Here is a 26069-nt window from a genome sequence, read left to right on the forward strand (position 1 = left end):
GTCTAGAACGGATGTGTAAGTCGCACGTATAGGACGGCTGTATGGATCGGCGGTAGGGTGACGGGCATGGGACACCGTGAGGATCTGCTCGAAGGCGCGAAGCGCTGCCTGCTGGAGAAGGGGTTCGCGCGCACCACGGCGCGCGACATCGTGAAGGAGTCGGGGACGAACCTCGCGTCCATCGGCTACCACTACGGCTCGAAGGACGCGCTGCTCGCGCAGGCGTACGTCTCGCTGGTGGACGACATGTCCTTCGAGTGGGGCGACCGGCTCGAAGGGGCGCCCGGCTCGCTGGAACGGTTCAGGGAGGTGTGGTCGAACGTCGTCGCCTCCCTCCGCCAGCCCGGCTCGATGTGGCGGCTCAGCGGGGAGATCATGGCGATGGGCAACCAACTGCCGGAGGCCCGCGACCAGTTGGCCCTCGCACAGCGCGAGGGCGGCCGAGGCCTCGTCTCGCTGCTCATGGGGGTGCCGGAGGAGGAGGTGTCGGACGAGACCGCCGACACGCTCGGCTCGTTCTACATGGTCGTGATGTCCGGCCTCATCATGCAGTGGACCTTCGACCCGAAGACCGCCCCGGACGCGGACCGGCTCACCGAGGGGCTCCGCCAACTGCTGGAGGGTGCGCGGAAGGTGGGGTGATGCGCGGGTCGTTCGTTGGTGCGGGTGCGGGTGCGGGTGCGGGTGCGGGTGCTGGTGCCGCCGCCCGGCGGATGCTCGGCCCGATGGTCGCGCCCGACGTGGACCGGCTCGCCGAGGGGCTCCGCCAACTGCTGGAGGGTGTGCGGAAGGTGGGGTGATCCGCTGGTTGTTCGTCGGCCCGGAGTGCCGGTGTCGCCGCCCGGCGGACGATCGGCCCGATGGCCGCGCCTGATGGGGACGCGCTCTTCGAGGGGCTTCGCCCCGTGCCGGAGGGCTTGCGCGAGGCGCGCCGACCTGGTGGGTCGTCCGGCCGCGGTCGTGCCCCGCGCCGCCGGTCCCGTAGGCGCGGGGATTCGTCGGGGCGCCGAAGTCATCGTGATCCGGCGGGTGTTCGCCGGTCCCACAACGCCGGTGCCACCGCCACCAGCATCAGCAGCGCGGTCAGTGCGAAGGCCCACGGATAGCCGGTCAGGTCGGCCGTGGCGCCGAAGCCGGCCGCGCCTACGCCCATTCCGGCGTCGTAGGCCAGGTTCCACAGGGCGCTGACCGTGCCGTAGGAGGCGGTGGAGGCGCGGGCGTACATCAGGGTCAGCGTGGCGTTCTGGGTGATGCCGAAGCCCGCGCCGAACAGGGCGGTGCCCGCGACGACGGCGACCGGGTTCGCGGTCGGGGCGACGACCAGGACGCCCGCGGCCGACAGGAGCAGTCCGGGCAGCACGAGCCGGTCGCTGCCGTGCCGGTCGCCGTGGCGGCCCGCCAGCCAGCGCGTCGCGGTGGAGGCCGCGGTCTGCGTGAACAGGGCCACCGCGACGACTCCGGCGGACGCCGTGGGCACGGCCAGCGGCAGGAACGTGACGATGATGCCGGCTGCGGTCGCGGTGGCCGCGAAGACCACAACCGGCCGTAGCAGAGCGGCTGTTCGCAGGCCTCGTACGACACCCATCGGCTCATCGGGGCGGTCGGCCCTGCTCGTCGGGTCGGGCAGGCCGGTGACGAGGGGGATCGCGGCCAGTGCCGCGAGGCCCCCGGCGACGGCGACTGGCCCGAACCCCAGGTGTTCGGCCAGCCACAGGCCCAGCGGCAGCGCGACCAGTGACGGCACACCGGACACCAGGCCCACCAACGCGAGCCCCTCGCCCCGGCGTTGGTCCGGGATCAGCCACGCGGTCACGGCGCCGCCCGCGACGATCGTCAGCGCGAAACCGAGCCCGCGCACGAAGCACACCGCGACGACCCACGCGGTGTCGCCCGAGACGGTCAGTACCAAGGCCGGGGCACCGAGCAGCAACAGCCCTGCCATCAGGGTCGGTCGGTACCCGAAGCGGTTCATGAGCCGGGGCGTGACCAGCTCGCCCAGCACCGTCGCCAGCATCAACGAACCGGTCGCGAGCCCCGCCGCGCCACCGCCACCCCGCTCGGCCGCGTACGCCGGTACGACCGAGAGCAGCAGGAAGAAGCTGAGACTTGCGCCGACCATGCTGACGAAGCGGAGGACCAGGGGGCGGGTCAGGAGCGGGGGGCGCCTGCCCGAAGTGGCGTCGGCGGGAGGGCAGTTGGGCCTCGGCGGAGTCGGGGAGCCGGAGGTCTGGCCGGTCGTCATGACGTCGACACTAGGTTCCGGCCGGGTCGCCCGGCAGGTCCAATTCCGGGCCACTGGACCGGCCCCGGTCACTCACGGCCGCGCCGTATCCGCTCGTGGCGGAGACCGTACCGCTCTTCGAGTGAGTGTCACTCGATCGGTCCATCGACAAATCGATTCCCCGGGTGAATGGCACGGTGTTCGATCAACCCGGTCGGCCGGCGCGGCGATCGTAGGGCCGGTATTCACACCGTCCGAACGCCCAACCGATCGCCGACCAAGGAGTCCCCTTTGCGAGTTCGTCGTGTCGTGACCAGTGCCCTCGGTGCCGCAGCCCTCGTGCTCACCTCGCTCGGCACGGTGGCCGCCGCCACCCCCGCGTCCCCCGCCCCCTGCGGCTTCTACAAGACCAGTACCGACGCCTACTACCGCCACTGCACCAGGGACGGCTCGCATGTCGTCATCAAGGTCAAGGTCGCCCGGGCACGCGACCACGAGGCATGCGTCAGGCCCGGCACGACCTGGCTGGGCTCCGCCCGCAAGATCCAGGGGGCGTACTACGTCGGGCGGACCTGCTGACGCCTCGCATCGCTCAGTAGCCCCCAACTGCCTTACAGCCGCGCCCCCTTCAACACCATGTGCAGCAGCAGCCGGTCCTCCCCGTCGTCCAGGTCGAGACCCGTCAGCTGTTCCACCCGTGACAGGCGGTAGTAGAGCGTCTGGCGGTGGATGCCCAACTCGGCTGCCGTACGCCCCGCTTGGCCCGCGCGGTCGAGGTACACCTCGGCGGTGCGGGCCAGTTCGTGGTGGGCGGGGGAGAGGAGGGGGCCGACCGCCGGGTCGTGGGCGGAGTCCGGGGGGAGGCTGGTGAGGAGGCGGTACGGGCCGATGCGGGACCAGTCGGCGACCGGGGCGAAACGGGGTTCGGCGAGGGCGGTGCGGGCCGCCGCCGTGGCTTCCTGCCAGGCGGTGGCGAGGTCGGTGAGGCCGGTGCGGGGCCGGCCGATGCCCGCCGCGCGGTGGGCGCCGGGCGGGCCGTCCTTCAGAAGACGGGTCGCCGCTGCCTCCGCCGAACTTCCCGCGTCCGTCGACCGCAGCCGTACCAGCACCGCCAGGCACTGCTGCTCCGCGGCTCCCCACGGGACCGTGCACAACGCGGTCGCGTGCGGCACCGTACGGGCGGACGGGGCGTCGTCCGGGTCGGCGGACGGCCAGGGGGCGACGCACACCAGCGTGTACGGGCCGTCGCCGCGGGTGCCGAGGGCCGTGCGCAGGGCCGCCATCGCCATGTCGCCCTGCCAGCCGCGCTCGGCGGTCAGCACCGCCCGCAGCTCCCGGCTGAGATCCGCCCCGTGCTGCGCCTCGTCCGCGAGCAGCGCGCCGATGCGGGACGTCACCTCCATGGCCGCGTCCAGCTGCGGGGCGGTGGGTCCCGGGTCGTCGGCCAGGAGCCAGACGTAGCCGAGGACGACGCCCCGATGGCGTACGGGGAGGCAGATGCGGCCCCGGTAGACACCCGCCTCGGGGGTGGGCGGGATCCGGACCGGGCCGGTCGCCCGCGTAATGCCGAAGCCCTCAAACCAGGTGCGGATCGCCGCCGTGGAGCGCCGGGTGAGGATCGAGCGGGTGCGGACGGGGTCCAGGGCTGCCGGGTCCAGGTCGCCCTCGCCGTCGTAGGCCCCGAAGGCGATCAGCTCGAAGTCGCGGTTCTCCAGGGTCGCCGGGGCGCCGAGCAGTTCGGAGATCTCGTCGACGAGCTCCTGGTAGTCGCCTCTGGAATCGGATGTCACCCGGGCATTCTCGCGCATTCCCCCGCCGAATCGGTGCCGCCTTCATACATCTGTCTGAGATCTGAGGCACGGATGCGTGACAGCTGTCGATGGTCGACGATCGGAGACAACCCTAGGTTTCACGGTGGTTCCCCGTATGTCCGACCGCTTGGAGGTACCCCGTGCTGGGTCCCGTGATTCTCGCCGCCTCGCGCAGCGAACAGATGCGTCGGCTGATCTCGGCGGCGCCGGTGACCAAGCAGGTCGTGGACCGCTTCATCCCCGGCGAGACCGTCGACGAGATCGTGCCGATCGTCCAGGACCTGACCGCCAAGGGCCTGGAGCTGACGATGGACGTCGTCGGCGAGGACATCACCACTCCCGAGCAGGCCGCCGCCGCCCGTGACGCCTACCTCCTGCTGGTCGACCGGCTGGCGGAGCTCGAACTGGGTACCCGGGCCGAGATGTCCATCAAGCTCTCCATGTTCGGTCAGGCGCTGGACGGAGGTCACGAACTCGCCCTCGCCAACGTCCGGCCGGTCGTCGAGGCCGCCGCCGCCATCGGTACGACCGTCACGCTCGACGCCGAGGACCACACCACCCTCGACTCGATGTTCGCGATCCACGAGGAGCTGCGGAAGGACTTCCCGCAGACCGGCTGCGTCATCCAGGCCTATCTCTTCCGCACCGAGTCCGACGCCCGCCGCCTCGCCGGGGCCGGCAGCCGCGTCCGGCTCGTGAAGGGCGCCTACAAGGAGCCCGCCGAGGTCGCCTACCAGCAGAAACACGAGATCGACAAGGCGTACGTCCGGATTCTGCGGATCCTGATGGAGGGCTCCGGCTACCCGATGATCGGGTCCCACGACCCGCGCCTGATCTCCATCGCGCAGGAACTGGCCCGGCGCGCCGGCCGCAAGCTCGACGAGTACGAGTTCCAGATGCTGTACGGGATCAGGAGCGACGAGCATCTGCGGCTCGCCGCCGAGGGCCACCGCATGCGCGTCTACACGGCCTACGGCACGGACTGGTACGGCTACTTCATGCGCCGCCTGGCGGAGAAGCCGGCCAACCTGCGATTTTTCGCCCGCAGCATGATCACCAAAGGCTGATGTGCGGGGTGAGCGGCTGCCGTTGGCCTCCGACGAGTGCTCGGAGGGCGACGGCAGCCGCCCCGCGGCCGGCTGAGCCGGACCCAGATCCGCGGAAAGGAGTTACGGATCTCGTGACTCCGCCCCCGAAGGGGCTTCTCGCGAACTCGCCGCAGCGAGCCCGTGACGGTCAAGCCCTGACCGCCGCTCACCATACGCAAACCCTTCAGCTCCCCCCGGCTGAAGCCCGGGAATCACTCGGAAGAGGTACTCCATGGACGCTGTGACCCAGGTCCCCACCCCCGTCAACGAGCCGGTGCACGGCTACGCGCCCGGCTCTCCCGAGCGCGCCCGTCTCGAGGTCAAGCTCAAGGAGCTGGCCGAGAACCCGATCGACCTGCCGATGACCATCGGCGGCGAGCGGCGGATGGGTGGCGGCGAGCGCTTCGACGTCGTCCAGCCGCACAACCACAAGGCGCGGATCGGGACTTACGCCAACGCCACCCAGGACGACGCCCAGGACGCGATCGACGCGGCCCTCGCCGCCGCGCCCGCCTGGCGCGCGATGTCCTTCGACGACCGCGCCGCGATCATCCTGCGCGCCGCCGAACTGCTCTCCGGCCCCTGGCGCGAGACCCTCGCGGCCTCCACCATGCTCGGTCAGTCCAAGACCGCCCAGCAGGCCGAGATCGACTGTCCCTGCGAGCTCGTCGACTTCTGGCGCTTCAACGTCAAGTACGCCCGCGACCTGCTCGCCGAGCAGCCCCCGGCGAACTCCCCGGGCGTGTGGAACCGCCTCGACCACCGCCCGCTCGAAGGCTTCGTCTACGCGATCACGCCCTTCAACTTCACCGCGATCGCGGGCAACCTGCCGACCGCGCCCGCGCTGATGGGCAACGTCGTGGTGTGGAAGCCCTCGCCGACCCAGACCCACTCCGCCGTGCTGCTCATGCAGTTGCTGGAGGAGGCGGGGCTCCCCAAGGGCGTCATCAACCTCGTCACCGGCGACGGCATCGAGGTGTCGAAGGTCGCCCTCGAGCACCGCGACCTCGCCGCCATCCACTTCACCGGGTCCACCAAGACCTTCCAGTACCTGTGGAAGACGGTCGGCACCAACATCGAGAAGTACCGCTCCTACCCGCGCCTGGTCGGCGAGACCGGCGGCAAGGACTTCGTCGTCGCCCACCCGAGCGCGGACCGCGCGGTGTTGAAGACGGCGCTGACCCGCGGCTCCTTCGAGTACCAGGGGCAGAAGTGCTCCGCGACCTCCCGTGCGTACATCCCGGCGTCGATCTGGAACTCCGGTTTCAAGGAGGAATTCGCCGCCGAGGTCGACTACTTGACCATGGGTGACGTCACCGACCTGTCGAACTTCATCGGCGCGGTCATCGACGAGCGCGCCTTCGCCAAGAACAAGGCGGCCATCGACCGCGCGAAGGCGGACCCCAACTGCACGATCGTCGCGGGCGGTTCGTACGACGACTCGGTCGGCTACTTCGTCCGCCCGACCGTCGTGGAGTGCAGCGACCCGGCCAACGAGGTGTTCACGACCGAGTACTTCGGCCCGTTCCTTGCGGTCCACGTCTACGAGGACGAGAACTACGACGAGATGCTGACCCAGATGGAGTCGGTGTCCGACTACGCCCTCACCGGCTCGGTCATCTCCAACGACCGTGCGGCGGCGGCCTACACGATGGAGAAGCTGCGCTACGCGGCCGGCAACTTCTACATCAACGACAAGTCCACCGGCGCGGTCGTCGGCCAGCAGCCCTTCGGCGGCGGCCGCTCCTCCGGCACCAACGACAAGGCCGGCGCCCCGCAGAACCTGATGCGCTGGACCCTGACCCGCGCCATCAAGGAGACCCTGGTCGCACCGACGGACTACACGTATCCGCACATGGGCTGACCCGCAGGGCGCCCGCACCCGGCAGACTCCCCGTCATGACCCCAACCCGTATGCAGGACACGGCGGTTACGGCGGACGACGGAGTACGGCTGTGGGCCTCCCGGTCCGGCCGTGGCACGCCCGACACCCCACCCCTGGTGCTGTGCCACGGCGGACCCGGACTGTGGGACATGTCCGAGGACGTGGCCCGTATGTTCGACTCCCGTACCACGGTGGTCCGTTGGGACCAGCGCGGCTGCGGGAGGTCCGAGCCGTGCGCGGGCCCGTGGACCACCGCCCGCTTCGTGGCCGATCTCGACGCCGTACGACGGCACTTCGCGCTGGAACGGCCGGTGCTGCTCGGCCACTCCTGGGGCGCCTCGCTCGCCCTGCACTACGCCCTCGCCCACCCGGACCGGGTCGCCGCGCTCGTCTACGTCAGCGGAACCGGCATCGGACCGGACGCCGACTGGCACGGCGCCTTCGAGGCGAACCTTCTCGCCCGCCTCGGCGAGGACCCTCAACGGCTCGCCCGCTGGCGGGAGTTGCCCGGCGACAGCCGTGAACGGGCCGTGCTCCAGTGGTCCGCCGAGTTCGAAGACCGGAAACGGGCAGTCGAGCACGCCGAGCGCATGGCCGACCCGTGGTTCCCCATCAACTTCGCCTGCAACAAGGCCCTGAACGCCGAGGCGCGACAGACCGCCGGCACCCCCGCCCTGTACGCCGCCTGCGAGGCCCTCGACCTCCCCGTGCTCATCGTCGACGGGGAGCGGGACATCAGGCCGCGGTCGGCCGTCGACTCGCTGGAGCGGGCGCTGCCCCGGGTACGGCGGGTGACCCTGGCGGGCGCCGGGCATCTCCCGTGGGTCGAGGACCCGCACGGGTTCCGCGAAGCGGTGACGACGGCGATGCGCTCATGACGACAACGGGGTCTTGACGACAACGCGCCCATGACCTCACCGCGCTCTTGACGTCAACGCAGCGACAACGACGATGCGCCGATGACTGCGCGCCATGAGCCCGTGTCTCCGATACTGACCCCGTGACCATCCGTATGCGCACCGCCCACACGGCCGACCTCACCCCGGCCGACCTCCGCGCCGCCCGCGCGCTGCTGGACGCCGCCTTCGCCGGTGACCTCACCGACCAGGACTTCGAGCACGGCCTCGGCGGCCTCCACGCCCTGCTCGCCGACGAGGACGGGCTCGTCGCGCACGGCTCCGTCGTCATGCGCCGGGTGCGTTATCAGGGCCGCTGGCTGCGGGTCGGCTACGTCGAGGGGGTCGGCGTACGGCCCGACGCCCGGCGTCGGGGGCACGGCGGCCGGATCATGGCCGAGCTGGAGCGGATCGTCGACCACGCCTACGACGTCGGTCTGCTCGGCGCGAGCGACGACGGCGCCCGCCTCTACACCGCGCGCGGCTGGCGGCTGTGGGGCGGCAAGATCTCCGCCCTCGGCCCGGACGGCATCGTCCATCTGCCCGAGGAGGAGGACAGCACCTACGTCCGCCCCGCGCTCGCCGGGCCCCTCGACCTCGACGCCGATCTCCTCTTCGACTGGCGGGACGGGGACGTGCTCTGACGAGGCGTCAAGCGGTCGCCCGCACCAGGACCTTGCCCGTGTTCCCGCCGCGCAGCATCGACAGGAACGCCTCCACGATCGACTCGAAGCCGTCCACGACCGTCACGTCCAGGGCCAGCGTCCCGGCCCGCAGATGGGGTACGGCGAACTCGTACAACTCCTCCTGCACGTCGAGGTAGTTGCGCACCAGGAAGCCCTCGACGCGCAGGCTCTTCTCCACCACGTCGGCGTGGTTGAAGATCACGGGCGGCGCGTCCGGGGTGTTGTACTGGCCGATCGTGCCGATCCGCACCACCCGCCCGTGTTCGCGCAACGCGCCGATCGCGGCGCCGAGATGGTCGCTGCCGACGTTGTCGACGAAGAGGTCGATGCCGTCCGGGGCGGCTTCGGCGAGGAGTTCGGCCACGGGAGCTGTGTGATAGTCGAAGGCCGCGTCGTAACCCACGTACTCCGTCAGGTACTTCACCTTCTGCGCCGATCCCGCGCTGCCGATCAGCCGGCCCGCCCCCAGCAGCCTGGCGAACCGTCCGGTCGCGGTGCCGACGCCACCGGCCGCCGCGGACACGAACACGTCGTCCCCCTGACGGAGTTGAGCGATCCGGGTGAGGCCGACGTACGCCGTCAGGCCGGTGCCGCCGAGCACGCTCAGGTAGGCGGACAGGGGAACCCCCTCGTGGTGGGGGAGCCGGCGGACCTCCTCGGGCCGTAGGACCGAGTGGGTGCGCCAGCCCGCGCGGTGGAAGACGATCTCGCCCTCGGGCAGCGCCGCGGCACGGGAGGCGACGATCCGGCCGAGGGCGCGGCCCTCCAGCGGGGCGTTCAACTCGAAGTCGCCGTCCATCATTTCGCGGTGGTAGGGGTCGACGGACCAGTAGAGGTTCTCGACCAGGGCGGTGCCCGGGGCCGGCTCCGGGACGGGCGACTCCACGAAACGGAAGTGGGCGGGGGAGGGGAAGCCGGTGGGGCGGGACGTCTGGTGCACGGTGAGCGCGATGTCGGTCTCGGTCATGGGAAGGGACCGTAGGCAGGAATGCGGGGGTCGGGGAGAGGGTTGCGCTCATGGAACGGATCGGTCCATGAATCGCCCTCATAGCAGCAGGTGGGAGACGTCGAGTGCAGTCTGTCGATCTTGGCCCGCAGGAGCTCAGGACCCTGGTCGCGGTGGCCGACGAGGGAGGGTTCTCGGCGGCCGGAGTACGGCTCGGTAGCACCCAGTCCGCCGTCTCGCACGCGGTGCGCGGCATCGAACGGAAGCTGGGCGTCGTGCTGTTCGAGCGCGGGCGGTACGGCGCCAGGCCGACACCCGCCGGAGCGCGGGCCGTTGCGCACGCCCGGCGGGTGCTGCGGATGCTGGAGGTCATGGTCGCCGAGACACGGGGCGGAGATGAGGGGACGGCCGTGGTCGGCGGGCCGCTGCGGATCGCCGCCTTCCGCAGCGCGGCCCTGTATCTGCTGCCGCCGGTGCTGGAGCGCCTCGCCGTCTCCCACCCCGGGATCGAGCCGACCGTGCGGGTGGTCCGGGAGGTCGGGCCCGGCACCGCCGGTGAGGTGGCCGAGGGGCGGGCGGACCTCGGGATCGCGACCGTCGGCACCGGTGCGCCGGTCCCGCCGGGGCTGGTGGGCGACGTACTCCTGGAGGAGCCGTACGCGCTGGTGCACCCGGTCGGTCACCCGGCGCCGCGTTCGCTGCCGCTGGTCGACTGGGCCGAGAACTGCTCCTCCCACACGCGTGCCTGGTGGGCCGCGCAGGACTGGATCCCGGCGGCGACGGTGCGCGCCGAGGACGACGGGGCGGTGCTCTCCATGGTGAGCAGTGGTTTCGGCATGGCCATCATGCCGAGGCTCTCGCTCACCGGGGCGCCGCCCTCGGTCGAGGTCACCGATCTCGGGGCGGAGCGGCCGACCCGGAAGGTCGGCTATGTGACCACGCCCGAACTGGCGGCGACTTCGGTCGTCAGGGCACTGGTCCGCGAACTGCGGGCCGGAAGGAAACCGCAGGTCAACGCCGCGTGACTCGTTTCACCGTCTCAGATAGTAGGAAGTCCGAGTAATTGTGGAGACAGATGCGCGGTCCTGTCCTAGCTTTGTAGGAGCCGAACGTCTCGCTCGACCAAGCGAATGGCGGCCGTGAGCCGGACACCGCGCAGGCAACCCCTGTGGTCCGTGGCTCCCCGCCTCTTCCGGCGTCTCGTAACCCCCTTCAGTACTCCAGGAATCATCGAAGGAGTCGGTTCCCCATGGCCGAGACGACCGTCCGCCGCCGCGTCCGCCACGTGACCCGCACCAGCGAGTCCGAGCGCAAGAACGCCGCCGCCGCCCTCCAGCGCGCCCTCGACCGCCGGGACAACGGCGGCGAGACCGGCCACTGAGCCGCAGTAACACCCACTAGCCGGGAGCCGCGCCCGCACGGGGTGCGGCGCGGTCTCATCGACCGCGCCGCACCTCGAAGTGGTCGATGCGCCTGCCGTTCTGGTCCAGCGCCGACACCCTGAGCCTCGGCGTGCTGCCGCTCTCCGCCTCCACCGAGAGCAGGGAGAAGCCCCGGTAGCGCACCCGCGACCACTCCACCGTCTCCGCCTGGCTGTGCTGGCCCTTCGCCCACTGCATGGTGTCGACCGTCCCGTGCCGGGTGACGTGCCCCTCGTAGCTCTCCTTGACGCCCGCGGGGAATCCGTACAGGTCCCGGCCGCCGCCGCCCGCCGTGACGTAGACGATCCCGTCCTTCGTCGGATCGGTGGACGCGCCGATGGGTACCGCCCTGCCGACCGCGCCCTTCTTGATCGCGTCGGTCCGCTCGTACACGTGGTTGTGCCCGTTGATCACGAGGTCCACCTGGTGCTTCGTGAACACCGGCAGCCACTCGCTCCGCACCCCGCCGTCCGAGGCGTGCGCGGAGGTCGAGTAGGCACAGTGGTGGAAGAAGACGACGAGGAAGTCGACCCCCTTCGCCGCCCGCAGTTCGCGCAGTCTGCTGTCCAGCCACTTCGTCTGCTTGCCGCCCGTGTAGCCGAGGTTGGCGGTGATCTCGTACGACACGTCGTTCGCGTCGAGGGCCACGACGCCGACATTGCCGTAGACGAAGGAGTACACGCCCGGCGCGTGCGAGGGGTCGAAGCCGTTGTCCGGGAGGGACCAGCGGGCGAGCTGGCCGCCGTAGCCGTCGGGGGAGTACCAGGCCTCCATGTCGTGGTTGCCGGTCGTCACCATCCACGGGACGGTCCGGGAGACGCCCTCGTTCTGCTTGAGGAAGAGGTCCCAGTACGTCGGGTCGTAGCCGTCCGTCGTCTTGCCCTGGCCGTTGGTGTCGGCGTAGCAGATGTCACCGGCGTGCAGGTGGAAGGCGGGGTTCTCGCGCAGGATCACGTGGTCGTTGGCCGCTGCCGCGTTGCTTACGCCCTGGTCGCCGAAGGCCGTGAACACGAACCTCTCCGGGCTCCCCGGCGCCGTACGGAACGAACCGATCGTCGAGCGGTGGGCCGGGGCGGCCGGGTCGAAGCCCTCGTGGCCGACGCCGTAGTGGTACGTCGTGCCGGGGTGGAGGCCGTCCAGGGCCGCGTGGACGTAGTACTGCTCGACGGCGGGGCGGACGCCGGTGAGGCCGGGAGTGTGCAGGTCGCGGATCTCCGCCGTGATCCTCCGGCTGAGGTCGTCGGGCTTCAACCCCACACGTACGTAAGGCTCTTTGACCGCGAACGGCACCTGCCAGGAGATCCGCATCTCCGTCTTCGGGTCGGTGCCGAAGGCGAGATGGCGGCCGAAGGGGGTGACGACCGCGCCGGGCACCTTCGAGGTGGCGGGGGTGGGGAGCGCGGCCTTGCTGTCGGTGGTGCCCTTGCCGGCGCAGCCCGTCAGCAGGCCGCCCGCCACCATGCCCGCCGTCACCAGCGTGCGGCGCCGGGACAGCTTGGTGCGCAGGTACTCGTACTGCTCGGCCATGCTCATCCGGACCGCGAGGTGTTCCGGGATGCCGACGTCTGGTGTCTCCATGTCGATGAAACTCCCCCAGAAGCTCAACGGGGGCCAAGCGTAAGGGTGAACGTACGTCGAACGGCCGACGCCGGTGGCCCAGGCGCGTCCGAATCATGGACACCCGGTGTCATCCCATGGGACGCGGAGTACGGTGTCGGGCATGTCTCGCAGCATCGATCTCGCAGTGATCCCCGGTGACGGCATCGGTCAGGAAGTCGTGGCCGAAGGTCTCAAGGTCCTCTCCGCCGTCCTTCCGCAGGACGTGAAGCTGGAGACCAAGGAGTTCGACTTCGGCGCCCGCCGCTACCACGCGACCGGTGAGACCCTCACCGACGCCGACCTGGCCGCGCTGAAGCCGCACGACGCGATCCTGCTGGGCGCGATCGGGGATCCGAGTGTTCCGTCCGGGGTCCTTGAGCGCGGCTTCCTGCTGAAGCTCCGCTTCGCCTTCGACCACCACGTCAACCTGCGGCCGAGCAAGCTGCTCCCGGGTGTGGCGACCCCGCTCGCCGGTGAGCCGGAGATCGACTTCGTCGTGGTCCGCGAGGGCACCGAGGGCCCGTACACGGGCAACGGCGGCACGATCCGCAAGGGTACGGAGCACGAGGTCGCCACCGAGGTCTCCGTCAACACGGCCTTCGGTGTCGAGCGGGTCGTCCGGGACGCGTTCGCCCGCGCCCAGGCCCGCCCGCGCAAGAAGCTCACGCTGGTCCACAAGAACAACGTGCTGACCTTCGCGGGCCACCTGTGGACGAACGTCTTCAACAAGGTCGCGGCCGAGTTCCCCGAGGTCACCACCGACTACATCCACGTCGACGCGGCGACCATCTACCTGGTCACCGACCCGGCCCGGTTCGACGTGATCGTCACCGACAACCTCTTCGGCGACATCATCACCGACCTCGCCGCGGCCGTCTCCGGCGGCATCGGCGTCGCCGCGAGCGGGAACATCAACCCGTCCGGCGAGTTCCCCTCGATGTTCGAGCCCGTGCACGGCTCCGCGCCCGACATCGCGGGCCAGGGCAAGGCCGACCCCACCGCCACGGTCCTGTCCGTCGCCCTCCTGCTGCGCCACCTCGGCTACGAGTCCGAGGCCGTGCGCATCGAGGAGGCCGTCTCCGCCGACCTCGCGGAGCGCACCGGCAAGCCCGCGCGCAGCACCACCGAGATCGGCGACGCGCTCGCCGTACGAGTAGCCGGCTGACCCGCCGCGCCACTCGAAACTCACGCAGTATTTCGAAGCCGCCGGGTCGCAACCGCACCCGGCGGCTTTTCTTACGTCCCCGCCGGGTGCCACCATCATCCCTGGGTCGCATTCACGCCGTTTTCGTCCACGGTCCCCCTCGCGCGATAATCGAACGCGGGGCCGCGGAATGAGGGAATGCTCGGACGTCCTAACACTGGCCACTGGCAGTCGAGGGCGTGAGCGCGGCCCGTCACACACAACCGGTGAAGGACAACCACTCATGACGACGCCCACGATCGAGCTCAAGCCCTCGGCCTCGCCACTTTCCGCCGCCGAGCGCGACGCGATTCTGGCGAACCCCGGGTTCGGCCGCCACTTCACCGATCACATGGTGACGATCAAGTGGACCGAGGGCCGCGGCTGGCACGACGGCCAGCTCGTGCCCTACGGCCCGCTCTCCCTCGACCCCGCGAACATGACCCTGCACTACGCGCAGGAGATCTTCGAGGGCCTCAAGGCGTACCGCCAGGCCGACGGCTCCGTCGCCACCTTCCGCCCCGAGAAGAACGCCCGCCGCTTCCAGACCTCCGCCCGCCGCCTCGGCATGCCCGAGTTGCCGGTCGAGACGTTCATCGAGGCCTGTGACCTGCTGGTCCAGCAGGACCGCGACTGGGTCCCGGCGCACGGCGGCGAGGAGTCCCTCTACCTGCGGCCGTTCATGATCGCGACCGAGGTCGGCCTGGGCGTGAAGCCCGCCAACGAGTACCTCTTCCTGGTCATCGCCTCCCCGGCCGGTGCCTACTTCCCCGGCGGTGTGAAGCCGGTCTCCATCTGGGTCTCCGAGGACCACGTCCGCGCCGTCCCCGGCGGCATGGGCGACGCCAAGACCGGCGGCAACTACGCCGCGTCCCTCCTCGCCCAGGCCGAGGCCGCGGAGCAGGGCTGCGCCCAGGTCTGCTACCTCGACGCGGTCGAGCGCAAGTGGGTCGAGGAACTCGGCGGCATGAACCTGTACTTCGTGTACGGCAACAGGATCGTCACGCCCACCCTCACCGGCTCCATCCTGGAGGGCGTCACCCGCGACTCCCTCCTCACCCTCGCCCGCGACCTCGGCTACGAGCCGGAAGAGGGCCGCATCTCCATCGACCAGTGGCAGCGCGACTCGGAGAACGGCACGCTGACCGAGGTCTTCGCCTGCGGCACGGCCGCGGTCATCACCCCGGTCGGCACGGTCAAGCGCACCGGCGCGGAATGGCAGCAGTCGGGTGGCGAGCCCGGCGAGGTCACGCTGCGCTTGCGCGGCGCGCTGCTCGACATCCAGCGCGGTGACACCGTGGACAAGCACGGCTGGATGCACCCGCTGGGCTGAGCCGGGCTCCCGGTCGACGGCCGGAAGTTGGTTCGACGCGTAGCTCCTCCCTCGCTTGGGTATCCACTGATTTCGCGAGGGGGGAGCGCGCCCTGTCGTGCGCGGGCGCGGCCGGGGGAGGGAGCGCGGGTGAACGGACGAACGCCGTCACTGCGACCGCGCTGGCTGCTACGTGCCCTACGCACCCCGCGCCGCCCGCAGAGCCTCACGGTGCTCCTCCTGCTTGCCGCCTGCGCCGGACTGTTGCTGTGGCTCGCCAAGCGTATGGACAACTTCGGCGAGAACCTCACCCTCAACCTGGGCACCGACATCGTCGGTGTCGTCATCACTGTCTTCGTAATCGGCCCGCTGATCGCCCGAGCACAGGAGGGGCGGGTTCGCGAACACCCTCGGCTCGACTACGAGTGGTTCAGCGCCCAGGTCTACGGCTCGATCTCGAACGTGAAGGTGCTGGACACCTTCTCCAACCTGTTCGGCCCCCAGTACGCCGAGCGCTTCTTCCGAGGAGTCAAAGAGGCCACTGCGCATGGTGCCCGAGTTCAGATCCTGCTCCTCGACCCCGACTCGCCCGCCGTCATCCGGCGCAGCCTTGAGCTGGGTCAGCAGGATTCCGTCGTTCGGCTCGGGATCCTGAGCAACATACGCGCCCTTGAACACTTCGCCCGCCGGCTCGACGACTTGTCCCGCCCGCTCATGGAAGTGCGGCTTTGTTCGACGTCCCCAGGTGGCACCCTGTACCGCTGGGACGACCGTTGCCTGGTCTCTTTCCTGACCATCGGTCGGCTCTCCGGCGAGGGCGTCCAACTGGAGGTCGCGGTGCGATCCCCACTGGGCACGTTCTTGGAGCAACGCTTCGACGAGCTGTGGCAGCAGGGCAAACTAGTGGAGCGATTTATCCACATGCCGGTGACCCTGGTTGACGCGGCGGACGGGCGGCGGGAGTTCAGCTGCCGGTTCGTATTCGTCGAGGGTGCTCTGTATGTCCCTGGATACGACCTGGTCTCATACCTGGCCCGCCATTCGCCCGACCAACTCTCCGCGTACAGCGAGGCCTTGGACGTGCCAGGCGCTCATCAACTGATCGTTGTCGACGACGAGAGCGACCTGCATGAGCTGCTGAGGCAGCACTTCGCGGACAAGTACGGTGCGTTCGAGACTACGTTCTTTGAGCTGAGGCCGCCCACGGTCCTGGTCACGGAATAGGGGCCCCGGCACACATGAGATCAACGCACCGCCCGCGCTTCCGCGCCCTCACGCACCGCGACCTGGACGGCCTGCTCAACCGCGTGTCCCTGTCGGCCACCGAACGGCTTGCCCTGAGGGCCGTCTCCTCGGTTCTGCCCTTCCGTACGAACGGCTACGTCGTCGACGAGCTGATCGACTGGTCGGCGGTGCCCGACGATCCGATCTTCCGGCTGACGTTCCCGCAGGCCGGGATGTTGCCCGAACCCGACCTCAAGCAGATGGCCGACCTCCTCTCCCAGGAGGCGCCGAAGGCCGAAGTCCTGCGCACGGCCCACGAGATCCGGATGCGGCTCAACCCGCACCCCTCGGGCCAGCTCGACGCCAACGTGCCCGTGCACGAGGGCGAGCGCCTGGAAGGCCTCCAGCACAAGTACCCCGAGACGGTGCTGGTCTTCCCGCGCCAGGGCCAGACCTGCCACGCCTACTGCACGTACTGCTTCCGCTGGCCCCAGTTCGTCGGCGAGTCCGAACTCCGCATCGCCACCGACGACATCGCGACCACGTCCGCCTACCTCCGCGCCCACCCCGAGGTCACCAGCACGCTCATCACGGGCGGCGACCCGCTGGTCATGAGCACCGAGGTCCTGAGCCGTTACGTCGACCCGCTCCTCGACATCGACACGATCCGCTCGATCCGCATCGGCACCAAGTCCCTCGCGTTCTGGCCGTACCGCTTCACGACCGACCGCGATGCCGACGACCTGCTGCGCCTCTTCGAGAAGGTGGTGGCGAGCGGCCGTCACCTGGCGCTCATGGCCCACTTCACGCATCCGCAGGAACTCCGCCCGCCGGTAGTACGGGAGGCGATGCGCCGGGTACGGGCCACGGGCGCCGTGATCCGCTGCCAGGGCCCGCTGGTGGCCGGCATCAACGACAGCGCCGAGGCCTGGGCCGAACTGTGGGACGAGACGACCACGCTGGGCGCCGTGCCGTACTACCAGTTCGTGGAACGCGACACCGGCCCCCAGGGCTACTTCGGCGTCCCGCTGGCCCGCGGCCACCAGATCTTCCGCGACGCCTACGCCCGAGTCTCCGGCCTCGCCCGCACGGTCCGCGGCCCGGTGATGTCCGCGATGCCGGGCAAGGTCTGCGTCGACGGCATCGCGGAGGTGGCCGGAGAGAAGGTCTTCGTGCTGCATCTGATCCAGGCCCGCGACCCGTCCCTCGTGGACCGCCCGTTCTTCGCGGCCTACGACGAGAACGCGACGTGGTTCACGGACTTGAAGCCGGCGTTCGGCTTGAGCGAGTTCCTGCCAGGGCTCGGGCAGGTGTGATCCGTGGGTGCCTCACCTCAGCCTGCGGTGACCGTCGCCTACGCGATCGTCGCCGTGCTGCTGTCCGTGGTCGCGGCGCTGGTCGCGGCTCTCCTCGGCGTCGAAGACCGCCACGGAGCCACCACCGTCGTGAGATCGGCGGCGCTGGCTTTCGCCGGGTCGATGGCCATTTGCATCCCCGCCTTCACCGCCGTTCGCCTGCTGTAGCGCCGACCCCGGCCGGGGCCTCGCCCGGGCGGCCCGTGCCAGGGGCTGTTCGGGGAGACAGACTCAGATACACCACGCCGCCCACCACCCCCGACAGCAGGAAACTGCAGTCCACCCCGCCCGTCAGCGACAGCAACGGCCCCTCGTACGACGGCAGGGACACGGCGAGCAGGCCGACCCCCGCGCCCACCGCCCAGGAGACCGCGGCCTGGATGTTCCAGCCGGCGCGGTACCAGTAGATGCCGCCTCGGGAGCGGCGGTTGAAGACCTGGAGGGCGTCCGCGTCGTACATCCCGCGGCAGCGTGCGAAGCCGATGAGGGTGATCACCGCCCATGGGGTGCCGATGGCCGTCAGCAGGAGCACGAAGGACGTCATCGCGGACTGCGCGTTCCAGGCGATGGGGGTCCCCCCGGGCGCGAGCGAAGCCGAGCGTTTGGGGGAGGCCGACGAAGACACACACCGTGGCGACGACCGCGACCGTGCAGGTGGCCCGGGCCCGGGAGGCGCGGGGCAGGATCGCGTCCAGGTCGAGGCCCATGGAGTAGAGCATCAGCCCGGCGTTGCCGACCGAGCCCGCCGAGGCGGCGAGGAGGAGCGGGACCAGGTACCAGGTGGGGGACGCCGACACCAGCGGACCCGCGTAGTCGAGAGCCGCGCGCGCCCCGAACGCCGTGAACGTGCCGAAGAGCTGGGGGACGAGGAGACCGGCGATCAGGCCGAGCCAGGTCGCGTGCAGGACCGTACGGGAGGAGTGGCGGGCCGGGGAGATGTAGCGCGTGTAGTCGCCGAGGAGGGTGATGAACGCGATCGGCCCGGACAGTCCCGCCGCCACCGTCGCCAGACACCACGTCGGCCAGAACCCGCCCAGCAGATAGCCGCCCGCCCCCGGCAGCGCCCCGGTGGTGAAGTGCGGGGCGTACGCGAACACGCCGAGGACCAGCAGCGCGGTCATGCCGACCGAGAGCACCCGGGACATCGCGAGCAGCACCCGGTAGCCGTAGACCGCGCCCGCCACGGTCGCCCCGGCGAGCAGCGCGTACACGACGGCGTACGACGTCCCGCCCGCCGGCAGTCCGAACAGCCGCCCCAGCACACCCACCATCACATCGCCGCCGATCCACACGGTCAGCGCGGTGTAGCCGAGGGCCAGCAGCAGTCCCACGACCGAGCCGACGAGCCGGCCCCGCACCCCGAACTGGGCGCCGGACGAGGTCGACAGGTTGGTGGCGGTGCGCAGGGAGACCAGCGCCAGCGGGGCGGTGAACACCGTGCCGACCACCGTGCCTACGACGATCGAGCTCACCGACGCCCACCAGCCGAGGCCGAAGGACGGCGGCAGCCAGCCGAAGATGATCACGCCCAGGCAGAGGTTGGAGCCGAGCAGGATCGACACGAGGTCACGCGGACCGCTGGTGCGCTCCTCGTCGGGGATGGTGTCGACTCCGCGCTGTTCTATCGGCATGGTGGGTCACCTCATTCTTAGAGTGACGCTCAATGTGAACCGAGTGCTGCTGACGCGTCAAGCGTTTCGGAAACGGGATTTTCCGTTTAGAGTGATGCTCTAAAGGAGGGATGCGAGATGAGACTGACCCCGACGGAACGCGACCGCCTGCTGCTCTTCGGCGCCGCCGAGCTGGCCCGCGCCCGCAAGGCGCGCGGTCTCCGGCTCAACGTGCCGGAGGCCACCGCACTGATCGCGGACACCGTGTGCGAGGCCGCCCGGGACGGTCTCCGGCTCGCTCTCGCGATCGAGCGTGCCCGGTCGGTCCTGGGGCCCGACGACGTCCTGCCGGGCGTCGCGGACGTCGTCACCGAGGTCCATGTCGAGGCCGTCTTCGACGACGGTTCGCGGCTCGCGGTCGTCTCCGACCCCATCGGCGGCGGACTCGGCGGCGAGGCCCCGGGCGCGCTCCTCCCCGGCCCCGCGCACGCCGAGCCCGAGGCGGTCGTCCGGGTCACCGTCACCAACACCGCGACCGTCCCCGTCTCCGTGACCTCCCACTTCCACTTCTTCGAGGCCAACCCGCGCCTCGACTTCCCGCGCGCCGAGGCCTACGGCATGCGGCTCGCCGTACCCGCCGGATCGTCCGTCCGCTTCGGTCCCGGCGAGAGCGCCGAGGTCGGTCTGCTGCCGATCGGCGGCGAGCGGATCGCCATCGGTTTCGCCGGCCTCGTCGACGGCCCGCTGGACGCGCCGGGCGCGAAGGAAGAGGCCCTGCGCCGGGCAACCGCCTGCGGCTACCTGGGAGTTGAGCTGTGAACCCGTACGAGTACGCCGCCACCCACGGCCCCCGCGCCGGCGACCGCGTCCGCCTCGGCGACTCGGGTCTGACGATCCGCGTCGAGTCGGACGCGCAGCGCTACGGCGACGAGTTCCTCGCCGGCTTCGGCAAGACGGCCCGCGACGGACTGCACCTCAAGGCCGCCGCCGTGCGCGAGACCTGCGACGTGGTCGTCAGCAATGTCGTCGTGATCGACGCCGTGCAGGGCATCCGCAAGGTGTCCATCGGGATCAGGGAAGGGCGGATCTGCTCGATCGGGCGGGCCGGCAACCCCGACACCCTCGACGGGGTCGACGTCGTCGTCGGCACCGGTACGTCCATCGTCTCCGGCGAGGGGCTCATCGCCACCGCCGGTGCCGTCGACACACACGTCCATCTGCTGTCGCCGCGCATCATGGAGGCCTCCCTCGCCTCCGGGGTCACCACGATCATCGGGCAGGAGTTCGGCCCGGTGTGGGGCGTCGGCGTCAACTCGCCCTGGGCGCTGCGCCACGCCTTCAACGCCTTCGACGCCTGGCCGGTCAACATCGGCTTCCTGGGCCGGGGTTCGTCGTCCGACGCGGCCCCCCTGGTGGAGGCGCTGGCCGAGGGCGGCGCGTCCGGCTTCAAGGTGCACGAGGACATGGGCGCCCACACCCGCGCCCTGGACACCGCGTTGCGGGTCGCCGAGGAGCACGACGTCCAAGTCGCCCTGCACAGCGACGGGTTGAACGAGTGCCTGTCCGTCGAGGACACCCTGCGGGTGCTGGAGGGCCGCACGATCCACGCCTTCCACATCGAGGGCTGCGGCGGCGGACACGTGCCGAACGTCCTGAAAATGGCGGGAGTTCCGAACGTCATCGGCTCCTCCACCAACCCCACCCTCCCCTTCGGCCGGGACGCGGTCGCCGAGCACTACGGCATGATCGTCTCCGTCCACGACCTGAAGACCGACCTGCCCGGCGACGCCGCGATGGCCCGCGACCGCATCCGCGCCGGGACGATGGGCGCCGAGGACGTGCTGCACGACCTGGGCGCGATCGGCATCACCTCGTCCGACGCGCAGGGCATGGGCCGGGCGGGCGAGACGGTCCGCCGTACGTTCGCGATGGCCGGGAAGATGAAGGCCGAGTTCGGTGCGCCATCCTCCGATCACGACAACGAACGCGTCCTGCGCTACATCGCCAAGCTGACCATCAACCCCGCGATCGCGCACGGACTTGTCCACGAGGTGGGGTCGCTGGAGGTCGGCAAGCTCGCCGACATCGTGCTGTGGCGGCCCGAGTACTTCGGCGCGAAACCGCAACTGGTGCTGAAGTCCGGGTTCCCGGCGTACGGCGTGGTCGGCGACCCGAACGCGGCGACCGACACCTGCGAACCCCTGGTCCTGGGACCGCAGTTCGGCGCGCACGGCAGCACACCCGCCGACATCTCCGTGGCGTTCGTCGCGCAGGCGGCCCTGGACCAGGGCAACGACTCGATGCCGACTCGCCGCCGCCGGGTGGCAGTTCGCGGCACCCGTGGCATCGGTCCCGCCGACCTGCGCCTCAACTCCCGTACCGGAGCGGTCGACGTCGACCAGCGCACCGGCCTGGTCACCCTGGACGGCGAACCGATCCGCTCCGAACCGGCCGAGTCCGTCTCCCTCAACCGCCTCTACTTCCTCTAGGCCCCCCGGAGTTCCTCATGACCTATCGCATGCCGCCCGAGTGGGCCCCGCACGAGCGCACCTGGATGGCCTGGCCGGGACCCAACCCCACCTTCACCACCGACGAGGAGCTGACGGAGGCCCGCGCCGCCTGGGCGTCCGTGGCCCGTGCCGTGCGCCGCTTCGAACCGGTGACGATGGTGCACGGCCCGGGCCAGGGCGGCTCGGCGCGCGAACTGCTGGGCCCGGACGTCGAGTTGGTCGAGCGCGATCTCGACGACGCGTGGATGCGGGACATCGGCCCCACGTTCGTCACCGACGGCTCCCAACTGGCCGCAGTGGACTGGACGTTCAACGGCTGGGGCGCCCAGGAGTGGGCTCGCTGGGAGCACGACGCCAAGATCGCCCGCCATGTCGCGGACCTGGCCGGAGTACCGGCACTCAGCAGCACGCTCGTCAACGAGGGCGGCGCGATCCACGTCGACGGCGACGGCACGGTCCTGCTCACCGAGACGGTCCAGCTCGGCGCCGGCCGCAACCCCGGCTGGACCCGCGAGCAGGTCGAGGCGGAGATCCACGCCAACCTCGGCACCACAAAGGCCATCTGGCTCCCGCACGGCCTCACCGGCGACTACGGCGTCTACGGCACCCAGGGCCACGTCGACATCGTCGCTGCCTTCGCCCGCCCCGGCACCGTGCTGGTCCACAGCCAGCGCGACCCGGCCCACCCGGACCACGCCCGCTCCCAGGAGTACCTGGCGCTGCTGCGGGCCGAGACCGACGCGAAGGGCCGCCCGTTGGAGGTCGTAGAGGTCCCGGCCCCGACCGTCCTGGAGGCCGACGGCCACTGGGTCGACTACTCCTACATCAACCACTACCTCTGCAACGGCGGGGTGGTGCTCTGCGCCTTCGACGACCCGGGCGACGAGATCGCGGCGGGCATCTTCCGGCGCCTCTTCCCCGAGCGGACGGTCACACCGGTGGACGCCCGTACGATCTTCGCGGGCGGTGGAGGCATCCACTGCATCACGCAGCAGCAGCCGAGGGTCTAGGGAGTCGGGCGATGGCCGGTGCGCGGAAGAACGCGCCGCCGCGCGAGGAAGTCCTCGCCGCAGCCATGCGCATGATCGCCGAACGCGGTCTGGAACAGCTCACCATGGCCGCGCTCGGCCGCGAGGTCGGCATGAGCAGCGGCCATCTCCTCTACTACTTCCACTCCAAGGACGAACTGCTGCTCCAGACCCTGGAGTGGAGCGAGGGCAGGCTGGGCGCGGAGCGCGGACGCCTCCTCACCCGCACGGCGGGGACGGCCCGTGAACGCCTCGACGCGTACATCGACCTGTATGTCCCCGACGGCCACCGCGACCCGCACTGGACGCTCTGGCTGGAGGTCTGGAACCGGTCGCAGAACGCCGACGACGAGGCCCGCGACCGGCAGGCCGCCATCGAGGGCGTCTGGCACCGCGACCTCGTCGCCCTGCTCGCGGAGGGCGTCTCGCGCGGCGAGTTCCGCCCCGTCGACCCCGACCGCTTCGCCACCCGCCTCCGTGCCCTCCTCGACGGCTTCTCCATCCATGTCGCGATCGGCCTCCGCGGCACGGACCGGGCACAAGTTCTCGGCCACGTAAGGGAGTTGGTGGAGGAAGGGCTTCTCGCGGACGCGTGAAGGTGCGCCCGGGTTGTACGCAGACGAGCGCATTGACCCGGGGTGCCCGGTGCGCTTGCATCCTTGTGAGTCCCCGGTGCGGGACCGGGGGAAGACAAGGTTTCGGGGGGAACCATGTTCATGTCCACACGCACCTCAAGCATCTCCTTGGGGGCCGCGCTGCTCCTCGCGCTGGGCGCCGCCGCCCCGGCGCTCTCGGCACCGCACGCGCCCCGCCTCGACCGGATCAGCACCGGCGCCCGCGGCACCCAGGCCGACGGCGCCTCCACCACGCCCGCGATCAGCGCCGACGGCCGCTATGTGGCGTTCGCCTCGGCCGCGACCAACCTCGTCCCGGGCGACCGGAACGGCGTCACCGACCTCTTCGTCCGCGATCTGCGCACCGGCCGTACGGTGCGCGTCGCGCAGGGACCGATCGTGGACCGGTCGGCGTTCAGCGCGGACGGCAGGTACCTCGTCTTCGTCACCACGGCCGCGCTCACCAAGGGCGACCGGAACGGCGCCGAGGACGTCTACCTCCGCGACCTGCGGACCGGCCGCACCGAACGCGTCAGCCACGGCCACGCGCCGGTCACTCCGACGCCCCACCTCAACAGCGGGCCCACCATCAGCGGGAACGGCCGCTACGTCGCCTACGTCACCGCGTCCCCGGACACCGTGCCCGGCGACACCAACGACCGTGAGGACGTGGTCGTCCACGACCGCAGGACCGGCCGTGACGAACTGGTCGCGTTCACCACAGGGGGTGCCCAGGGCGACGGCGACGCGCTCCAGCCCGCGCTGGGCACTGACGGCCGCTACGTGGCGTTCACGACGTCGGCCCAGCTGGACCCGGCGCACGACTGGACCCATGCCCAGAACGTGTATGTCCGCGACCGGGTCAAGGGCGTCACCGAGCAGATCAGCATCCCCACCGCTTTCGTCTACAAGAGCAGTTCGTTCGGGCCGTCCATGAGCGCGGACACCCGCCTGGTCGCCTTCGCCTCCAACGTCAACAGCCTCGTCCCCGGCGACACCAACAAGACGACCGACGTGTTCCTCTTCGACCGGACCAGGCAGACCACTGTCCGCCTCAGCATCACGGCCGACGGCACGCAGGGCGACGGAGCCAGCTACGGCGTGAGCCTGAGCGCCAACGGCCGGTACGCGGCGTTCAGTTCGAGCGCCACGAACCTCGTCCCCGGCGACACGGACGGCGTCGCCGACATCTTCGTCAAGGACCTGCGCACCGGTGCGATCCGACAGCTGACCCGGGGCGCCGACGCTCCCACCTACCTGGTCGACCTCGACGCGGACGGCAGGTCCGCCGCGCTCGCGTCCCCGGCCACCAACCTCGTCCCGGCCGACACCAACGGCGTCTCCGACGTCTTCGTCGGCCGCCTCAACTGACCGACGGCTATGGATAGTTCACGGGGGAACCGCACTTGAACACCACCACACGCACCGCCCTCGCCGCAGCCCTGATCGCCGCCACCGCGGTGCTCGCCGGGCCCGTGGCGAGCGCCGCGCCCAGAGTCGCGCACGCCGAGCCGGTGAGCGTCACGCCCGGGGGACAGGCGGGCAACGGCGCCTCGTCCGGGCCCGTCATCAGCCGCAACGGCCGCTACGTCGCCTTCAATTCGGCCGCCGAGGACCTCGACCCGAACGTCCCGCACGGCGGCATGTACATCCGGGACCTGCGCACCCACACCACCCGCTTCGCCGGATTCGGCGGCATCGTGGCCGTCCTGAACGACGGCCGCTACGTCTACCACCAGAACGACGACGCGTACCTGGTCACCCCGGGCAGGCCCGGGCAGAAAGCCTTCGGCATCGAGATCCCCGAAGGATTCACCGGACCGCCCGCCGAGTTCTCCGTCAGCCCCAACGGCCGCTACGCCGTCTACACGCTCCACCAGACCGGCGAGGGCACCGTGGTCTTCCTGCGCGACCGTGTCGCCGGCACCACCGAGCGGATCAGCCACCCCCGCCCGACCTGGGAGCCCCGCAACGCCTTCGCGCCGACGGTCAGCGACGACGGCCGGCGCGTCGTCTACGAGTACACCTACGCGAACGGCCCGCGCGGCGACGACTGGGGCGACGTGTGGATGTACGACCGCCGCACCCACGCGTACACCCAGATCGACCGCTCCTACGACGGCTCGGGGACCGAGAAGGAGTCCCTGAAACCGTCCATCGGCGGAAACGGCCGCACTGTTGTCTTCGAGTCCCGGGACACGCACCTAGTCCCCGACGACAACGACGTCAGCTGGAACGTGTTCGTGCACGACATCGCCACCGGCGAGAACCTCCGCATCCACGGCACCCAGGGCGGCACCGGCGAGGTCTACACCCGCGAGCCCGCGGTGAGCGCCGACGGCCGGTACGTGACGTTCATGTCGAAGGTGGTGGAACCCGGCAGCCAGTACGGCACGGAGAACCCCGTCTATCTGCGGGACCTGAGGAGGGGCACCACGACCCTCGTCACCCCGGACCGCACCGGCGGCACGGCCTCGGCCACCGTCGCCCCGGGCGGGATCGCCGACGGCGCCCGCCGGGTCGTGTTCCTGACCTACGACCCGACACTGATCCCGGGCGGCGACGCCAACGACACCACCGACGTCTTCGTACGTCACCTGAAGTGATCGACCGCATCCTGAGACGAACGTGAGCATGGCACGGGGGCTGTGCCAGACTGCCCCCGTGTTCTCGTTCGCCA

General features: G+C 70.6%; 24 protein-coding genes and 1 pseudogene. 20 read left to right on the forward strand and 5 right to left on the reverse strand.

The window, feature by feature from the left end; translation table 11 throughout:
* The first annotated feature begins 66 nt into the window (after nucleotides 1-66).
* Both SSP08S_RS16165 and SSP08S_RS61725 read left to right on the forward strand, forming a co-directional pair.
* Entirely contained in the window at nucleotides 67-642 is a 576-nt protein-coding gene (locus tag SSP08S_RS16165; protein WP_019068663.1) for a TetR/AcrR family transcriptional regulator, read from the forward strand.
* Nucleotides 642-800 (forward strand): hypothetical protein, encoded by a 159-nt coding sequence (locus SSP08S_RS61725; RefSeq protein WP_158697167.1) that lies wholly within the window; start codon nucleotides 642-644, stop codon nucleotides 798-800. Before SSP08S_RS16165 ends, SSP08S_RS61725 begins: the two co-directional genes overlap by 1 nt.
* A gap of 212 nt (nucleotides 801-1012) precedes the next feature.
* Here the strand turns inward: SSP08S_RS61725 and SSP08S_RS16175 are convergent, their stop codons facing one another.
* A complete protein-coding gene (locus tag SSP08S_RS16175; protein ID WP_019068664.1) occupies nucleotides 1013-2242 on the reverse strand; it encodes an MFS transporter in 1230 nt (409 codons plus the stop codon).
* 288 nt (nucleotides 2243-2530) lie between these two features.
* Here SSP08S_RS16175 and SSP08S_RS16180 point away from each other — a divergent pair, with 288 nt between their 5' ends.
* On the forward strand, nucleotides 2531-2800 hold the full coding sequence (locus SSP08S_RS16180; protein WP_019068665.1) for a DUF6355 family natural product biosynthesis protein: 270 nt from the start codon (nucleotides 2531-2533) through the stop codon (nucleotides 2798-2800).
* Nucleotides 2801-2832: 32 nt separating this feature from the next.
* Here the strand turns inward: SSP08S_RS16180 and SSP08S_RS16185 are convergent, their stop codons facing one another.
* The gene (locus SSP08S_RS16185; protein ID WP_019068666.1) at nucleotides 2833-4029 is read right to left on the reverse strand and encodes a PucR family transcriptional regulator; all 1197 of its coding nucleotides are present in this window, start codon (nucleotides 4027-4029) and stop codon (nucleotides 2833-2835) included.
* A gap of 143 nt (nucleotides 4030-4172) precedes the next feature.
* On the opposite strand from SSP08S_RS16185, the gene SSP08S_RS16190 reads away from it, so the two are divergent.
* The 4 genes from SSP08S_RS16190 to SSP08S_RS16205 all read left to right on the forward strand — a co-directional run bounded on the left by SSP08S_RS16190 (nucleotide 4173) and on the right by SSP08S_RS16205 (nucleotide 8545).
* Nucleotides 4173-5099, forward strand: a complete 927-nt coding sequence (locus tag SSP08S_RS16190) for a proline dehydrogenase family protein (RefSeq protein ID WP_019068667.1) — start codon at nucleotides 4173-4175, stop codon at nucleotides 5097-5099.
* 253 nt (nucleotides 5100-5352) lie between these two features.
* The gene (gene pruA, locus SSP08S_RS16195) at nucleotides 5353-6984 is read left to right on the forward strand and encodes an L-glutamate gamma-semialdehyde dehydrogenase (RefSeq protein ID WP_019068668.1); all 1632 of its coding nucleotides are present in this window, start codon (nucleotides 5353-5355) and stop codon (nucleotides 6982-6984) included.
* 50 nt (nucleotides 6985-7034) lie between these two features.
* The gene (locus tag SSP08S_RS16200) at nucleotides 7035-7883 is read left to right on the forward strand and encodes an alpha/beta fold hydrolase (protein WP_019068669.1); all 849 of its coding nucleotides are present in this window, start codon (nucleotides 7035-7037) and stop codon (nucleotides 7881-7883) included.
* A 122-nt stretch (nucleotides 7884-8005) separates the two neighbouring features.
* On the forward strand, nucleotides 8006-8545 hold the full coding sequence (locus tag SSP08S_RS16205; RefSeq protein ID WP_019068670.1) for a GNAT family N-acetyltransferase: 540 nt from the start codon (nucleotides 8006-8008) through the stop codon (nucleotides 8543-8545).
* Nucleotides 8546-8552: 7 nt separating this feature from the next.
* On the opposite strand, the gene SSP08S_RS16210 is transcribed toward SSP08S_RS16205, so the two are convergent.
* Nucleotides 8553-9554 (reverse strand): NADP-dependent oxidoreductase, encoded by a 1002-nt coding sequence (locus tag SSP08S_RS16210; protein ID WP_019068671.1) that lies wholly within the window; start codon nucleotides 9552-9554, stop codon nucleotides 8553-8555.
* A gap of 104 nt (nucleotides 9555-9658) precedes the next feature.
* Here SSP08S_RS16210 and SSP08S_RS16215 point away from each other — a divergent pair, with 104 nt between their 5' ends.
* Entirely contained in the window at nucleotides 9659-10558 is a 900-nt protein-coding gene (locus SSP08S_RS16215) for a LysR family transcriptional regulator (protein WP_019068672.1), read from the forward strand.
* 224 nt (nucleotides 10559-10782) lie between these two features.
* A complete protein-coding gene (locus SSP08S_RS64180; protein WP_019068673.1) occupies nucleotides 10783-10914 on the forward strand; it encodes a hypothetical protein in 132 nt (43 codons plus the stop codon).
* 55 nt (nucleotides 10915-10969) lie between these two features.
* On the opposite strand, the gene SSP08S_RS16225 is transcribed toward SSP08S_RS64180, so the two are convergent.
* Nucleotides 10970-12532, reverse strand: a complete 1563-nt coding sequence (locus tag SSP08S_RS16225; protein ID WP_019068674.1) for a purple acid phosphatase family protein — start codon at nucleotides 12530-12532, stop codon at nucleotides 10970-10972.
* Nucleotides 12533-12674: 142 nt separating this feature from the next.
* Between SSP08S_RS16225 and SSP08S_RS16230 the strand changes: the two genes are divergently transcribed.
* The 5 genes from SSP08S_RS16230 (at nucleotide 12675) to SSP08S_RS16250 (ending at nucleotide 17795) form a co-directional block, all read left to right on the forward strand.
* The gene (locus tag SSP08S_RS16230; protein WP_019068675.1) at nucleotides 12675-13718 is read left to right on the forward strand and encodes a 3-isopropylmalate dehydrogenase; all 1044 of its coding nucleotides are present in this window, start codon (nucleotides 12675-12677) and stop codon (nucleotides 13716-13718) included.
* Between the two features lie 262 nt (nucleotides 13719-13980).
* Nucleotides 13981-15069: a branched-chain amino acid aminotransferase gene (locus SSP08S_RS16235; RefSeq protein WP_019068676.1), complete on the forward strand. Its 1089-nt coding sequence runs from the start codon at nucleotides 13981-13983 to the stop codon at nucleotides 15067-15069.
* A 129-nt stretch (nucleotides 15070-15198) separates the two neighbouring features.
* Nucleotides 15199-16272, forward strand: coding sequence for a hypothetical protein (locus SSP08S_RS16240; protein ID WP_158697168.1), 1074 nt, complete (start codon nucleotides 15199-15201; stop codon nucleotides 16270-16272).
* A 14-nt stretch (nucleotides 16273-16286) separates the two neighbouring features.
* Nucleotides 16287-17588: a KamA family radical SAM protein gene (locus SSP08S_RS16245; protein ID WP_019068678.1), complete on the forward strand. Its 1302-nt coding sequence runs from the start codon at nucleotides 16287-16289 to the stop codon at nucleotides 17586-17588.
* Between the two features lie 3 nt (nucleotides 17589-17591).
* A complete protein-coding gene (locus SSP08S_RS16250; RefSeq protein WP_158697169.1) occupies nucleotides 17592-17795 on the forward strand; it encodes a hypothetical protein in 204 nt (67 codons plus the stop codon).
* Here SSP08S_RS16250 and SSP08S_RS55375 read toward each other — a convergent pair.
* Nucleotides 17773-19258, reverse strand: a pseudogene (locus SSP08S_RS55375) (cytosine permease). The gene SSP08S_RS16250 and the pseudogene SSP08S_RS55375 overlap by 23 nt on opposite strands.
* A 117-nt stretch (nucleotides 19259-19375) precedes the next feature.
* Between SSP08S_RS55375 and ureA the strand changes: the two are divergent.
* The 6 genes from ureA to SSP08S_RS16285 all read left to right on the forward strand — a co-directional run bounded on the left by ureA (nucleotide 19376) and on the right by SSP08S_RS16285 (nucleotide 25995).
* Nucleotides 19376-20056 carry an urease subunit gamma gene (ureA, locus tag SSP08S_RS16260; protein ID WP_019068679.1) on the forward strand — a complete coding sequence of 227 codons (681 nt, stop codon included), beginning with the start codon at nucleotides 19376-19378 and terminating at the stop codon, nucleotides 20054-20056.
* On the forward strand, nucleotides 20053-21726 hold the full coding sequence (locus SSP08S_RS16265; protein WP_019068680.1) for an urease subunit alpha: 1674 nt from the start codon (nucleotides 20053-20055) through the stop codon (nucleotides 21724-21726). The genes ureA and SSP08S_RS16265 overlap by 4 nt, the downstream gene beginning before the upstream one ends.
* 17 nt (nucleotides 21727-21743) lie before the next feature.
* Nucleotides 21744-22757 carry an agmatine deiminase family protein gene (locus SSP08S_RS16270; protein ID WP_019068681.1) on the forward strand — a complete coding sequence of 338 codons (1014 nt, stop codon included), beginning with the start codon at nucleotides 21744-21746 and terminating at the stop codon, nucleotides 22755-22757.
* 11 nt (nucleotides 22758-22768) lie between these two features.
* Nucleotides 22769-23371, forward strand: a complete 603-nt coding sequence (locus SSP08S_RS16275) for a TetR/AcrR family transcriptional regulator (RefSeq protein ID WP_019068682.1) — start codon at nucleotides 22769-22771, stop codon at nucleotides 23369-23371.
* Nucleotides 23372-23491: 120 nt separating this feature from the next.
* Nucleotides 23492-24760 carry a TolB-like translocation protein gene (locus SSP08S_RS55380; RefSeq protein ID WP_158697170.1) on the forward strand — a complete coding sequence of 423 codons (1269 nt, stop codon included), beginning with the start codon at nucleotides 23492-23494 and terminating at the stop codon, nucleotides 24758-24760.
* A gap of 35 nt (nucleotides 24761-24795) precedes the next feature.
* Nucleotides 24796-25995 (forward strand): TolB-like translocation protein, encoded by a 1200-nt coding sequence (locus SSP08S_RS16285; RefSeq protein ID WP_026178542.1) that lies wholly within the window; start codon nucleotides 24796-24798, stop codon nucleotides 25993-25995.
* The last annotated feature ends 74 nt before the right edge of the window (nucleotides 25996-26069 follow it).

It is taken from the genome of Streptomyces hokutonensis, assembly GCF_000376565.1.
GTDB classification, from domain to species: domain Bacteria; phylum Actinomycetota; class Actinomycetes; order Streptomycetales; family Streptomycetaceae; genus Streptomyces; species Streptomyces hokutonensis.

Coding starts and splice junctions, on each gene's coding strand:
- SSP08S_RS16165 (WP_019068663.1), top strand. CDS start 67: ATGGGACACCGTGAGGATCTGCTCGAAGGCGCGAAGCGCTGCCTGCTG.
- SSP08S_RS61725 (WP_158697167.1), top strand. CDS start 642: ATGCGCGGGTCGTTCGTTGGTGCGGGTGCGGGTGCGGGTGCGGGTGCG.
- SSP08S_RS16175 (WP_019068664.1), bottom strand. CDS start 2,242: ATGACGACCGGCCAGACCTCCGGCTCCCCGACTCCGCCGAGGCCCAAC.
- SSP08S_RS16185 (WP_019068666.1), bottom strand. CDS start 4,029: ATGCGCGAGAATGCCCGGGTGACATCCGATTCCAGAGGCGACTACCAG.
- pruA (WP_019068668.1), top strand. CDS start 5,353: ATGGACGCTGTGACCCAGGTCCCCACCCCCGTCAACGAGCCGGTGCAC.
- SSP08S_RS16200 (WP_019068669.1), top strand. CDS start 7,035: ATGCAGGACACGGCGGTTACGGCGGACGACGGAGTACGGCTGTGGGCC.
- SSP08S_RS16210 (WP_019068671.1), bottom strand. CDS start 9,554: ATGACCGAGACCGACATCGCGCTCACCGTGCACCAGACGTCCCGCCCC.
- SSP08S_RS64180 (WP_019068673.1), top strand. CDS start 10,783: ATGGCCGAGACGACCGTCCGCCGCCGCGTCCGCCACGTGACCCGCACC.
- SSP08S_RS16225 (WP_019068674.1), bottom strand. CDS start 12,532: ATGGAGACACCAGACGTCGGCATCCCGGAACACCTCGCGGTCCGGATG.
- SSP08S_RS16230 (WP_019068675.1), top strand. CDS start 12,675: ATGTCTCGCAGCATCGATCTCGCAGTGATCCCCGGTGACGGCATCGGT.
- SSP08S_RS16235 (WP_019068676.1), top strand. CDS start 13,981: ATGACGACGCCCACGATCGAGCTCAAGCCCTCGGCCTCGCCACTTTCC.
- SSP08S_RS16245 (WP_019068678.1), top strand. CDS start 16,287: ATGAGATCAACGCACCGCCCGCGCTTCCGCGCCCTCACGCACCGCGAC.
- ureA (WP_019068679.1), top strand. CDS start 19,376: ATGAGACTGACCCCGACGGAACGCGACCGCCTGCTGCTCTTCGGCGCC.
- SSP08S_RS16270 (WP_019068681.1), top strand. CDS start 21,744: ATGACCTATCGCATGCCGCCCGAGTGGGCCCCGCACGAGCGCACCTGG.
- SSP08S_RS16275 (WP_019068682.1), top strand. CDS start 22,769: ATGGCCGGTGCGCGGAAGAACGCGCCGCCGCGCGAGGAAGTCCTCGCC.
- SSP08S_RS55380 (WP_158697170.1), top strand. CDS start 23,492: ATGTCCACACGCACCTCAAGCATCTCCTTGGGGGCCGCGCTGCTCCTC.